10 protein-coding genes are annotated in these 12,395 nt (G+C 75.5%); 8 read left to right on the forward strand and 2 right to left on the reverse strand.

Annotated elements, in window-relative coordinates; all coding sequences use genetic code 11:
* Nucleotides 1-61: 61 nt before the first annotated feature.
* The 4 genes from ACFWDO_RS03970 to ACFWDO_RS03985 all read left to right on the forward strand — a co-directional run bounded on the left by ACFWDO_RS03970 (nucleotide 62) and on the right by ACFWDO_RS03985 (nucleotide 6,872).
* Entirely contained in the window at nucleotides 62-3,823 is a 3,762-nt protein-coding gene (locus tag ACFWDO_RS03970) for a S8 family peptidase (RefSeq protein ID WP_380346804.1), read from the forward strand.
* A gap of 118 nt (nucleotides 3,824-3,941) precedes the next feature.
* Entirely contained in the window at nucleotides 3,942-4,736 is a 795-nt protein-coding gene (locus ACFWDO_RS03975) for a helix-turn-helix transcriptional regulator (protein WP_380315079.1), read from the forward strand.
* A 178-nt stretch (nucleotides 4,737-4,914) separates the two neighbouring features.
* Nucleotides 4,915-5,901 (forward strand): hypothetical protein, encoded by a 987-nt coding sequence (locus ACFWDO_RS03980; protein ID WP_380315076.1) that lies wholly within the window; start codon nucleotides 4,915-4,917, stop codon nucleotides 5,899-5,901.
* Nucleotides 5,898-6,872, forward strand: a complete 975-nt coding sequence (locus ACFWDO_RS03985) for a hypothetical protein (protein ID WP_380315073.1) — start codon at nucleotides 5,898-5,900, stop codon at nucleotides 6,870-6,872. The genes ACFWDO_RS03980 and ACFWDO_RS03985 overlap by 4 nt, the downstream gene beginning before the upstream one ends.
* Before the next feature lie 271 nt (nucleotides 6,873-7,143).
* Here the strand turns inward: ACFWDO_RS03985 and ACFWDO_RS03990 are convergent, their stop codons facing one another.
* Nucleotides 7,144-7,653, reverse strand: a complete 510-nt coding sequence (locus tag ACFWDO_RS03990) for a DoxX family protein (RefSeq protein WP_380315070.1) — start codon at nucleotides 7,651-7,653, stop codon at nucleotides 7,144-7,146.
* A gap of 120 nt (nucleotides 7,654-7,773) precedes the next feature.
* On the opposite strand from ACFWDO_RS03990, the gene ACFWDO_RS03995 reads away from it, so the two are divergent.
* A complete protein-coding gene (locus tag ACFWDO_RS03995) occupies nucleotides 7,774-8,664 on the forward strand; it encodes a sigma-70 family RNA polymerase sigma factor (protein ID WP_380315067.1) in 891 nt (296 codons plus the stop codon).
* Here the strand turns inward: ACFWDO_RS03995 and ACFWDO_RS04000 are convergent.
* Nucleotides 8,661-9,623: a helix-turn-helix transcriptional regulator gene (locus ACFWDO_RS04000; protein ID WP_380315064.1), complete on the reverse strand. Its 963-nt coding sequence runs from the start codon at nucleotides 9,621-9,623 to the stop codon at nucleotides 8,661-8,663. The two genes, ACFWDO_RS03995 and ACFWDO_RS04000, sit on opposite strands and share 4 nt — an antisense overlap.
* Nucleotides 9,624-9,716: 93 nt before the next feature.
* Between ACFWDO_RS04000 and ACFWDO_RS04005 the strand changes: the two genes are divergently transcribed.
* From ACFWDO_RS04005 to ACFWDO_RS04015, 3 genes are all read left to right on the forward strand, one after another.
* Nucleotides 9,717-10,241, forward strand: coding sequence for a VOC family protein (locus ACFWDO_RS04005; protein WP_380315061.1), 525 nt, complete (start codon nucleotides 9,717-9,719; stop codon nucleotides 10,239-10,241).
* 74 nt (nucleotides 10,242-10,315) lie between these two features.
* Nucleotides 10,316-11,332 carry a Gfo/Idh/MocA family protein gene (locus ACFWDO_RS04010; protein WP_380315058.1) on the forward strand — a complete coding sequence of 339 codons (1,017 nt, stop codon included), beginning with the start codon at nucleotides 10,316-10,318 and terminating at the stop codon, nucleotides 11,330-11,332.
* Nucleotides 11,329-12,384 carry a Gfo/Idh/MocA family protein gene (locus ACFWDO_RS04015; RefSeq protein WP_380315055.1) on the forward strand — a complete coding sequence of 352 codons (1,056 nt, stop codon included), beginning with the start codon at nucleotides 11,329-11,331 and terminating at the stop codon, nucleotides 12,382-12,384. Before ACFWDO_RS04010 ends, ACFWDO_RS04015 begins: the two co-directional genes overlap by 4 nt.
* The last annotated feature ends 11 nt before the right edge of the window (nucleotides 12,385-12,395 follow it).

The following is a 12,395-nucleotide window of genomic DNA, read 5'->3' on the forward strand; positions in this document are numbered from 1 at the left end:
TCGCCAACCGGCTCCGACAGGCTCCGAGGCAACTCTCGCCCGACTGCCCAGGAGGCCTGCGGTGACCCGTGGATCACGACGCACCACCCCCAGAACCGGCCCGACGATCGCGTCCGTCGTCGCGGGGGCGCTCGCCCTCGCCGCGCTCCAGGCCCCGCTCGCCACCACGGCGTCCCCGCCCGCCGCGGCGGATGCCGAGGCCGCGGCCGCGGGGGATGCCGCGCCCGTCGAGCACCGGGTCACGCTGGTCACCGGCGACGTGGTGCTGCTGCAGGAGTGGCCCGACGGACGTCGCGGCGCGGCGCTGCTCCCCGACGAGCGCGGGCAGGTCCGGCACAACGCCTTCGTCACCGAGACGGAGGAGGGGCTGTTCGTCATCCCGGAGCAGGCGCGGGACCTCGTGAACAGCGGGGCCGTCGACCAGGAGCTCTTCAACGTCACGAGCCTCGTCGAGCAGGGCTACGACGACGCGAGCACGGCGCAGCTGCCCCTGATCCTCGGGTACGACGGGAAGGCGCGGCTGGCACGCGCCGACGTCCCCGACGGCTCCTCGCAGACCCGTAGCCTGACCAGCATCGACGCGGTCGGCGTGCGCGAGTCGAAGAAGCTGGCGAAGCGGTTCTGGCGTGACCTGGTGCGCCAGGGAACGGGCGAGCGGCGGCCCGCGCTGACCGACGGCGTCTCCCAGGTGTGGCTGGACGCCCAGGTCGAGGCGACGCTGGACCGCAGCACCGCCCAGATCGGCGCCCCGACCGCGTGGGAGGCCGGGCTCGACGGCACCGGCACCGAGGTGGCGGTCCTCGACAGCGGCATCGACCTCACCCACCCGGACCTCGCCGGCAAGGTGATCGACTCCCGCAACTTCACCGCCGAGGAGTCGATCACCGACACCAACGGCCACGGCACGCACGTCGCCAGCACCATCGCGGGCACGGGGGCCGCCTCGGGCGGCACGTACAGGGGCGTGGCCCCGGGCGCCGAGCTGGTCATCGGCAAGGTGCTCGACGCCACCGGCAGGGGCAGCACCTCGGCCGTCATCGACGGCATGGAGTGGGCCGCGCACACCGGTGCCGACATCGTGAGCATGAGCCTGGGCAGCGGCCCGAGCGACGGCGACGACCCGGCGAGTCTCGCGGTCGACCGCCTCACCCAGGAGACCGGCGCCCTCTTCGTGGTCGCCGCCGGCAACGACGGCCCGACCCCGGGCACCGCGTCGAGCCCCTCGACGGCCCGCTCGGCGCTCTCGGTCGCGGCGGTCGACCGCGGCGACAGGATCGCGTCCTTCTCCAGCCGCGGCCCGACGGCGAACGGCACCCTCAAGCCGGACGTCTCCGCCCCCGGGGTCGACATCGTCGCAGCGCGCGCTGCCGGGACGTCCCGCGGCACCGTCGTCGACGCCCACTACACCGCGCTCAGCGGCACCTCGATGGCGGCGCCGCACGTGTCCGGAGCCGCGGCGATCCTCGTCCAGCAGCACCCGGACTGGTCGCCCGCCCGGCTCAAGGACGCCCTGATGAGCACGTCGAAGACGGCGCCCGCCGGCGGTGGCTTCGACCAGGGCGCCGGCCGGGTGGACGTCGGCCGCGCGGTGACCCAGACGCTCACGGCGACCGGCTCGGTGAGCTACGGCCTCTTCAGGTACGGCGACGCGACCGACCCCGTCGCCCGCACCGTGACCTACACCAACGACGGCGACGCCCCGCTGACCCTCGACCTCGCGGTGCGCGGGCTCAGCACGCTCGGCGAGGCGCTGCCCGCCGCCATGGTCACCACGTCGAGCGACACCGTGACGGTCCCCGCGCACGGCACCGCCGACGTCCGGCTGACCGCCGACCCCGCGCAGGGGCCGACCGGCCGGATCACCGGTGACCTGACCGCGACGCCGCGGGACGGCTCGGCCCCGGTGCACACCGGGTTCGGCATTGTCAAGGGGGACCAGGTCGTCGAGATCACGGTGCACGGGATCAACCACGCCGGGCAGCCGGCGTACCGCAACAGCGACGTCAGCCTCTACAACCTCGAGACCGGCGCGACGCAGACCCACCCGTTCAACTCGAGGGGCGAGGCGTACTTCAGCGTGAAGCCCGGCACCTACAGCGTGATGGGCTACCTCGCGAGCCTCGACGAGCCCGGCACGCAGGTCGTGGACTTCACGCTCGCGCCGATGCCCGAGCTCACTCTGGCGCACAGCACGGAGATCACCCTCGACGGCACCCAGGCCGAGGAGGTCACCGTCGACACGCCGAAGCCCGCCGAGCACCGCGGCCTGATCCTCGGCTACGAGCGCGGCTCCGGGCCGAAGCGGCTGTCGCAGGTCGCCTTCCTGGACCAGTACGTCGACCACGTCTACGCGGTACCGACCGACCAGGTGACGGGGTCGCCGTTCCGCGTCTTCACGCAGTGGCAGATGTACGCCCCCGAGCTCAGGGTCACCGAGCCCAGGACGGGAGCTGCAGTCACCACGCCCGAGTACGTCGTCGGCTCTCCGAAGCTCGACGGCACCAGCGTGCTCAAGGTGGCCCCGGTCGGCGGCGCGTCCGAGGCCGACCTCGCAGGCACCGACCTCAGCGGCAGGCTGGCCCTGATCCGCGCCGACGCGGGCAGCGACCTCGCCGACCAGGTGGCCGCCGTGGCCGAGGCCGGTGCGGCGGCTGCGCTGGTCTACGCCACCGAGCCCGGCCGGTTCCTGACCTCGGCGGCGACCACGATCCCGGCGATGACCCTCGACGCCGGCCCCGGGGCGGCGCTCGCCCGGCAGGCGGACGCCGGGGACCTGCGGCTGAAGGTCGTGGGGGTCGCACGCAGCAAGGACGTCTACGACCTGTACCTCCCGTGGAACGGGCAGATCCCGGAGGACACGTCGTTCACCGTCGACGGGACCACCACCGCCCGGATCGAGGCGGACTACCACAACCCGAGCCCCGCGCCCTACGGCAAGGACCTGCGCTGGGCCTACCCCACGGGCGCGACCCTGGCCACGTCCTGGTCGACGCCGCGGCTCGCGCCCTCGCCGGCGCACCGCACCGAGTGGCTCTCGACCACGGGCGTCGAGTGGGAACGGTTCGCCTACTCCGACGACAGCTACGGCAGCGTGATGAAGGACCCGCGCACCGCGTTCCGTGCCGGGGACGTCCTCGAGGAGTCGTGGCACCGCTCGCCGCTGCGACCCGCCATCCCCGTGGGCCGGCCCGACCTGAACCCCACGCGCAGCGCCACCCAGATGAACTTCGGCATCGTCCCGTGGGTGGACGGCGGCAACGAGCACGAGGGCCAGTACTGGTACCAGACGGACAAGTTCAGCACCCAGCTCTTCGCCCGCGACCAGCTGATCCTCAAGCGCACCACCGCCATCGGCTCCTGGCCCGCGCCGTACGCCGAGCCCACCGAGTACCGGCTGGTCATGGACGGCACGCGGACGGCGGACTGGGCGCCGATGTCCACCCGGACCCGGTCGGAGTGGACGTTCACGTCGGCGAAGCCCGAGTCGGGCACCGCGCCGATCCCGCTGGTCCAGCTCTACTACGACCTGCCGCTGGACCTGGAGAACCGGGCGCCGGCCGGCGAGCCCTTCACGTTCTCCGTGCGGACGGCCGAGCCGGGGATGCCCGGGTCGCCCACGGCGTCCGAGCTCACCGCGGAGGTCTCCACCGACGACGGCGAGACGTGGGAGCAGGCGGTCGTCGCGGCCGACGGCGCCGGCAAGTTCACGGTGACGACGCCGGCCGCGCCGCAGGCAGGGTACGTCTCGCTGCGCATCGCCGCCGCGGACGCCGACGGCAGCTCCGTCGAGCAGACGGTGATCCGGGCGTACGGCGTGCGCTGATCGCGGTCCTCGACGGTCGAGCTCGCCGCCGGTCCTGCATCGACAGGGGTCGGCGGCGAGCTCGACCGGTGTGCCCGGGCGTCGTGCCAGGGTGTCGCCGTGGGCGACACTGTGCGCCATGGTCATCCATGGTGAGCCCGCGCGGTCGCGGGACGACGTCGCGGACGATCGACCCGCCGGCGGCGGGACCGCGGCGACGCTGCGGCGGCTGCGGGAAGACCTCCGCCGCGCCGACGCGACGGTGAGCGGGCTCCTCCGGCGCGGCGGCGTCGACGGGGGGCCGGACGGACCGGAGCTGGTCGAGGTTGTCGACGGTCGCGAGGAGCAGGGCCGCCGCGTGCACGAGCTCGAGGTCGGCGCACGCCGGACGGTGTGGGCGTTCCAGAGCGGGGCGAACACGGTCGCGCCGGTGACGACCCGTCCGTTCGGGAGCGCGGACGACGCGACCGAGCGGGTCGGCATCAGGTACCGCGTGCTGGTCGACAGCGCGTTCCTCACCGAGCCGGCGGCCATCGTCGCCCTGGACGCCAGACTGGCGGCGGGACACCAGGTGCGGGTGGTCGACCAGCCCCTCGTCAAGCTCGCGATCGCCGATGAGGAGACGGCGATGATCCAGGTCAGCCAGGACCGCTCGCTGCTCCTGAGGCCGCCGCTCGTGCAGCTGGCGTGCGAGCTGTTCGAGACGACCTGGCGGCGTTCGCGGCCCTACCTGCGCGAGGAGGGCGACCTGAGCCCGCTGGACCGGCGGATCCTCCAGCTGATGCTGTCCGGCCTGACCGACGCCGCCACCGCGAACCAGGTCGGCACGTCGCCACGGACGGTGCAGCGGCGGGTGCGCGCGCTCATGGACGCGGCCGGCGTGACCTCCCGGATCCAGCTCGGGTGGTACGCGATCCGCAACTTCTGGGTCTGAGCCACGCGCCCGGTCCGGTCCCGTCCCGGGACGGGGCCCGGGCAGACTGTTGCCCCGGCGTCGGTGCGAACCCGTGTCGTTGCAGGTCGGGACGCAGATCGGGCGGTATCACCGCCCGCCGACGTGGGCTCTCTTCCGGTATGACCCCCCGCACGGGGTCCTCGCCGAGGAGGCAGCCATGCTTCGCGCCGTTCGTGTCGCGACGATCCGGTCCGCTGGGCCCGTGGTGCTCGCCCTGGCCGCGCTGCTCGGCGCGTGCGCCTCGGGGCCGCCGTCGGGCGGCGCCCAGGGGACGCCGTCGGACCGGACGTCGGCCGGCGCGACGACGCGGCAGGACGGCGGGGACGGAGGCTCGCCCGACCGGCGTCGTGGGTCCGTGCCCACGGACGGCGGGTCGACGAGCACCGGCGGTGGCCGGAAGCCGGCCACGGGGACGGGCTCCGGCGGTGCGCAGTCGATCGAGGTGGCCGGGCCGACCGTGACCGCGGACTACGGGGAGTACTTCGAGAACCTCTACCAGCCGCGTCCCGCAGGGTGCGGCGGCTTCACGTTCTCGACGGCGTACGACGTGACGATCGTCTCGGCGGCCACGGAGTACCCCCTGGAGGTGTACGAGGGGGACTGCGTCGCGCTGTCGTCCGGCGCGGTGCCCGCGGGGCCGTGCGTGGCGGGCACGACGCTCCCCGCGAATACGGCGTGCGGGGCCTTCCGCAGGATCGCGGCCGGCGCCGACACGACGCAGGACTACCCGCGCATGGTGCAGACCTTCCGCGTCCGGATCACGTGCACGGACACGGCCGCCCCGCCCTGCGACGACCCGGACGTCGTCGCCGAGGTGCCGACACGTGCCGCACCCGTGCGCGTGGACTGGACCCGGCAGGTCCGCTACCGCTTCTGCGGCGCGACGGGCCAGGTCCAGGGCTCGCCGCCGTCGGACGGGTGCGGCGGCACGAGCACGACGGAACCGACGGGCCCCACCGAACCGACGGAGCCCACGCAGCCGACGGAACCCACTGAGCCCACGCAGCCGACGGAGCCCACGCAGCCGACGGAGCCCACGCAGCCGACGGAGCCGACGGACGAGGTGAGCGGCCCGGCCGAGGGCGGGACGCCGACCGGGGAGACCGGCCCCGCGCCCGACGGTGGTGAGGGCGGCGTGCCGTGAGCGGCAAGCGGGTGGCGGGGCAACCGCGGACGGCGTCCGAGCCGGTCGGGGAGCGACGGTTCCGCCTCCTGACCAGCGTGCTGGCGCCGACGACCGTGATCGCGGCGCTGCTGTTCTACTTCGGCTACGTCTCCCTGACGGCCCAGCTCGGCTACTTCGGTCTCCGCCTGAGCACACTGGGCTTCTCCTACCAGGAGGTGCTGCTGCGGAGCGTCGCCGTCGTCTACGTCCCCCTCCTGGTGCTGATCGTCCTGGCGATCGCCGCCCTGTGGTTCCACACGTGGGCCGGTGCACTGGTCGGCGACGCGAGGTTCCGCACGGCCGTCGTCGTGGCGGCGTCCGTCCTGGTCGCGGTGGGGGCCGCCGCCCTCGTGCGCGGGGTGCGCGGCGTCCTGACCCCCGACCTGGCGGCCACGGAGGCGATCGCCACCACCCCGATCTGCCTGGGGTTCGGCAGCGCAGCGATCGCCTACGGCGTCTCCGTGCTCGACCGGGCGAGGCGGCGCTCCCGCGCGGCGCCGCGGCCGGTCGCGATGGTGGCGTCGGCCTACCTCGTCGCCGGGTTCGTCGTGGTGGCGCTGTTCTGGGCGGCGAACAGCTTCGCCGCGGCCTACGGGCGCGGGCAGGCCGAGGCGCAGGCGGGGCGGACCGGGCGGCTCCCGGCCGTCGTCCTCGACACGAAGGACCTCCTGCTCGCGGACTATCCCGGCATCGCCGTGGAGGCGCTGCCCTGCCGCGTGGAGGTGAGCCGTTCGGTGCCGGAGGGGTCCTTCCCGACCGCCGACGAGCTGTGCGACGCCCAACGGTTCCACTACCGCTACACGGGCCTGCGGCTCCTGGACGAGAGCGGCGGCCGGATGTTCCTCGTCCCCGACGGTGCGGGCTGGGACCCGGACACGTCGGCCGTGATGGTCGTCCCGGCGGACGCCGACGTCCGGCTGCAGTTCTACCCGACCGCGGGCGACGGATGAGCCTGCGTCCGTCGCGCGCTCTGCGCGGCTGCCCGGGGCGGCCGCGAACGCCTCCTGGTGGCGACCGGCCCACGCGGTGGCGTCGGCCGGGACGTCGGACACGGCGCCTCCCAGGGCGCGCAGCTCCCCGAGCACGGTCGCGTCGTGCCGGAGCGCGGCGCCCATCGCGGCACCCAGCTCGCCGTCGGCCCGGTCGCCCGCTGGTCGAGCACCGCGCCCGGGCGCAGCGCCTTCCCGAGCAGGGGTGTCGCCGACGTCACGGCGACCGTGCTCAGGTCCGCCTCGCCCGTCGCCTGCGGTCGACGGGTCGGGGGGTCGCGCGGAGGATGGCGGCGAGGTTGACCGCCAGGGCGACCAGGGGCAGCCAGATCGCGGGAGCGAGGAGCCCCGTGCCCAGGTCCGGCGCCAGGTCCGGTCCGGTGACCAGCGCGTCCCACCGCCCGACGGCGACGGCGCCGCACAGCAGCGCCCACAGCGCGGTCTCGGTGGCGCGGAGCCACTCGGCGGCGCGCAGGTGGAAGCCCGCGGCCATGAGCGTGACGACGGCGAGGCCGACGGCGGCCAGCGGCGTGACCCACTCGAGGCGACCCAGCAGCGGCGGCAGGGCCAGCGCGAGCGCTCCCGCGATCTCGGCGACCCCGATCAGGACGGTGAGGGGGCGCGGCAGGGCGTCGAAGCCGGTCCAGCGGTCGAGGCCCCTGCCGAGCACCTTGGGCAGGCCGGCGAACAGGAAGAGCAGGGCGAGCACGGTCTGTGCGGCGCCCAGGGCGATGGGGAGCATGGTGGTCCTTCCGTCGGGCCGGCGGGTCGCCGGCCGTGCGGGGAGGGGACGGGCGGCGGGCACGGTGCGTGACAACCCGTGGCACCGTCACGTTCGCGGGTGCACGATCGTCCTGTCGTCATGAGCACTCCCGAGCACAGCAGCTCCGCACGGGTCACGGCCGCGTCGCGGGCCGACCGGGCGTACCTGCGCGCCGTCGCGGACCGGATCCTGGCCGACCCGGTGGAGGCGGAGGACGCCGTGCAGGACGCGTTCGCGCGGCTGGCGACGCAGGACGTCGAGCAGATCCGGGACCTGCGCGCCTGGCTGGTCGTCGCGGTGCGGCGGCTCGCGCTCGACCGGGTGCGGTCCGCGCGGGGGCGGCGGTCGGAGCCACGCGACCCCACGGGGCTAGCCGTCGCCGACGGCGCCGGCGGGGACGCCGTTGTCCCCGACCCCGCCGACCGCGTCACGTTGGACGACGAGGTCCGTCGGGCCCTCGCCGTCGTGCTGGACCGCCTCACGCCGGGGGAGCGCACCGTCTTCGTGCTGCACGACGTGTTCGGCGTCCCCTTCGACGACGTCGCCGAGGTGGTGGGGCGCACTACCGTCGCGTGCCGGCAGCTCGCGAGCCGCGCCCGCCGGGCGGTGCGGGACGGCGGCCCCGTGCCGCGGCACGGCGGACCAGAGACCCGCGACCCGGAGCTCCGCGACATCGTCGACCGCTTCGTCGCGGCGTGCGACGGCGGCGACCTGGGCGCCCTCGCCCGCACGCTGCACCCGGACGTGGCGGGCTGGGCGACGTGGCACGGCGAGCGGGTCGGGTCCGACGTCGGCGCCGCGCGCGTGGCGGCCCGCACGCTGGTCTACCTCGGCCCGGAGTCGGGCTGGACGCTCACCCCGCTGCGGTGGGAGGACGGCATGGGCGTGCTTGCGGTGCAGGACGGCGAGCCCGTCGCCGTGGTCCGGCTGCTGGTGGTCGACGGGCGCATCGCCGCCGTCCACTCCGTGCTGCTGCGGCGTCCGCTCTAGCGCTGACGGCTCGTTGCTGGCCGGGTGCGCTCGTGGATCGCGTCGAGGTGGGCGCGCAGCGCGGGCGGCCCGTGCACCTCGAACTCACACCCCAGCGCGAGCAGCCGCAGCGCAAGCCACTCGACGGTGTCCTCCGCGCTGCGCCAGCGGGTGCTCTCGCCGTCCGCGGCGAGCTCGCCGTCCCCGAGGTGGTCGCGCAGCCGGGCGCGGGCTTCGTCGAGGGGCAGGCGCAGCGTGACGTCGGCGCGGGCCGTGGGCGCCAGCGCGCGCTCGCTCGCCTCGAGGTGGGTCAGCACCTCCTCCGGCGGCAGGTCGTGCCGCGACCGGGCCCCCGTGGCGCGCGGGGCGTGGACCCGGTCGGCGCGAAACGTGCGCCAGTCGTCGCGGTCGAGGTCGAACGCGACGAGGTACCAGTGCCGGCGCACGACGACCAGCTGCTGCGGCTCCATGTGCCGCGGCCCGCGTCGACCGCCGCGGGTCTCGTACTCCAGCCGCACGCGCTCGCGGTTGGCGGCGGCGGCGGCCAGCACGGTGAGGACCTCGGGGTCGACGGCGCTCGCGGGCCGGTCCCCGGGCATGGCCGCCGTGCCGAGCGTGCGCACGCGGTGCCGCAGGCGGGGTGGGAGCGAGCGGCTCAGCTTGGTCAGGGCGCGGACCCCCGCGTCGTCGAGCCCGGGCAGGCCGTGGGCGGCGACCGTGCGCAGGCCGAGCGCGACGGCGACGGCCTCGTCGTCCTCCAGCAGCAGTGGAGGCATGGACGTGCCCGCGACCAGCCGGTACCCGCCGTGGGCGCCGAGCGTCGCCTCGACGGGGTAGCCGAGCTCGCGCAGCCGCTCGACGTCGCGCCGCACCGTGCGGTGCGTGACGCCGAGCCGTTCGGCGAGCTCGCCGCCGGGCCAGGTGCGTGCGGTCTGCAGCAGCGACAGCAGCGAGAGCAGGCGGGAGGTGGGTCCGGGCATGTCCCCATCCTGCCTGCCATCGAGGACAGGAACGGTCCTCATTGCCTCCTAGCGTGGTCGGCACAGGATCACCCCACCCGAGAGGACACCCCCATGACCGCCACGCAGCACCCCGCGCCCGCCGGATACACGAGCGTCGCCCCGTGGGTCGTCACCGACGACACGGGCGCCTTCCTCGACTTCGTCGCCGCGGCGTTCGACGGCGAGGAGCTCGCCCGCGTCGTCACCGCGGACGGCGCGGTCGGACACGGCGAGACCCGCGTGGGAGACACCGTCGTCCTCGCCTTCGACCGGCGCCCGGAGTGGCCCGTCATGCCCAGCCTGCTGCGCGTGTTCGTGCCGGATGCCGACGCCGCGTTCGCGCGGGCCACCGCGGCCGGGGCGAGGGTCGTCACCGACCTCGCCGACAGCGCCTTCGGGCAGCGCGGCGGCCGGGTCAAGGACCCGTTCGGCAACGTGTGGTGGGTCGTCTGCCAGGTCGAGGACGTGCCCGAGGACGTCATGTGGCAGCGGCTGCAGGACCCGGTCTACGCGGAGCAGATGCGCGTGGCGCAGGAGACCCTCGACGCCGAGCTGAGCGGACGCGCCCACGGCCGCAGCAGCGCGCCGGTGCGCTGACGGTCGCGATCTGGTCTATACACGGGTCCGTGCGACGGTCCCCGGCGCACGGACCCGGACGAAGGAGAACGGGCATGACGACGAGCGCGGGCACCCGGGTGGGCACCCAGGTGGGGCTGGTCGGGGCGGGCGGCATCGCCGTCCCGCACGCGGCGGCCTGGCACGAGCTGGGTGCGGACGTGGCGATCTTCAGCGAGCGCGGGGCCGAGGCGCTCGCCTCGCGGCACGGCGCGGCGGCGGCGTCGTCGTTCGACGAGCTGCTGGAGCGCAGCGCGGTGATCGGCGTGCTGACGCCGACGCCGACGCACCACGCGCTCGTGCTGCGCGCCCTGGCGGCGGGGCGGGACGTGGTGTGCGAGAAGCCGCTCGCGCGCACGCCGGAGCAGGCGTGGGAGCTGGTGCGGGCGGCCGAGGGGTCCACGGGACGCCTCTACCCGGCGCACGTCGTGCGGTTCTTCCCGGAGTACGCGGCGCTGCGGGACGCGGTCGCCGCGGGCCGGGTCGGTCGACCCGCCGTGCTGCGGTTCTCGCGGATGGGCACCTTCCCGTCGTGGTCGCCGTGGTTCGCCGACGAGGCGCTGTCCGGCGGCATCGTGATGGACCAGATGATCCACGACCTGGACGTGGCGCGGTGGGTCGCGGGGGAGGTCGTCGAGGTCTACGCGACCCGCACCGCGCCGCGCGCCGACGGCCAGCAGTCCGCGCACGTGACCCTCACCCACGCGGACGGCGCGACGAGCCTGGTCGTCGGCGTCTGGGGTCCGCCGCACCTGACGTTCCGCACGGGCTTCCACGTGGCCGGCGACGGCGGTGTGCTGCGCTACGACTCGGCCGAGGCTCCCGGGGTGCGATTCGACCTGGCCCCGGTGCCGCCGGGCGGCGAGCCCCGCCCCGCCTCGGTCGGCGGCGAGAGCCCGTACCTGACGGAGGTGCGCGAGTTCGCCCGCGCCTTCGCCGGCGGGCCCGAGCCGCGGGTGACCGCCGTCGACGGGGCCGTGGCCGTGGAGCTCGCCGCGGCCGCCCTCGAGTCCGTCGCGACCGGCGAGGCCGTCGCCGTCGACACCGCAACCCTCGTCGGGAGGATCGCATGACCGGCATCGTGCAGCACGGCGCGGTCCGGGACCGCACCCTGAAGGTGGCGCTGCTGTCGTTCGCGCACCCGCACGCGGAGGGGTACGCCGCCCTGCTCGCGGCGACGCCGGGCGTCGAGCTGCTCACGAGCGACCCGGACGGCTCGTCCTCGACCGACGCCGCACCGCGCGGCCGGGCGCTCGCGGAGTCGATCGGCGTCCCGTACGCCGACACGTACGGCGAGGCCCTCGCGTGGGGGCCGGACGCCGTGGTCGTGTGCAGCGAGAACGCGCGGCACCGCGACCTGGTGGTCGCCGCGGCGCGGGCCGGGGCCCACGTGCTGTGCGAGAAGCCGCTCGCGACCACGCTCGACGACGGCCGGGAGATGGTGGACGCGTGCCGGGCGGCGGGCGTGTTCCTCATGATGGCGTACCCGGTCCGGTTCAGCCCCGAGTTCGCGACGCTGCGCCAGGCGGTCGCGGCGGGCGCCCTCGGCGACGTCCTCGCCCTCGTCGGGACGAACAACGGCAAGATCCCCGTGGGCGGCCGCGGCTGGTTCGTCGACCCGGAGCTCGCGGGCGGCGGCGCCCTCGTGGACCACGTGGTGCACCTCGCGGACCTGGTCGACGACCTGCTCGACGGCGCGGAGCCCGCGACGGTCCGGGCCGTCGCGAACCGCGTGCTGCACGCCGACGACCCGCGGGTGCGCGCCGAGACCGGGGGCCTGGTCACCGCGACCTTCCCCGGCGGGCAGGTGCTGACGATCGACTCCTCCTGGAGCCATCCCGACGCGGCCGCGAACTGGGGCGGGCTCACGCTGCAGGTGTGCGGCAGCGAGGGCGTCGCCGACATCGACCCGTTCGGGGCGCACGTCGGGGGCACCGCCGGCGGCGGGGCGGCCTGGCTGCCGCTCGGCGCCGACCTCGACCGGGCGATGCTCGACCACTTCCTGGGCGCCGTGCGGGCCGGCGAGGCTCCGCAGCCCGACGGCGAGGTCGGGCTGCGGACGCTGCGCCTCGTGCTCGACGCCCAGGAGTCGGTCGCGACGGGCCGCGTGGTGCGGAGGCGGTGACCCGGAGGCCG

Source organism: Isoptericola sp. NPDC060185 (genome assembly GCF_042728595.1).
In the GTDB taxonomy this organism is placed as follows: Bacteria; Actinomycetota; Actinomycetes; order Actinomycetales; family Cellulomonadaceae; genus Isoptericola.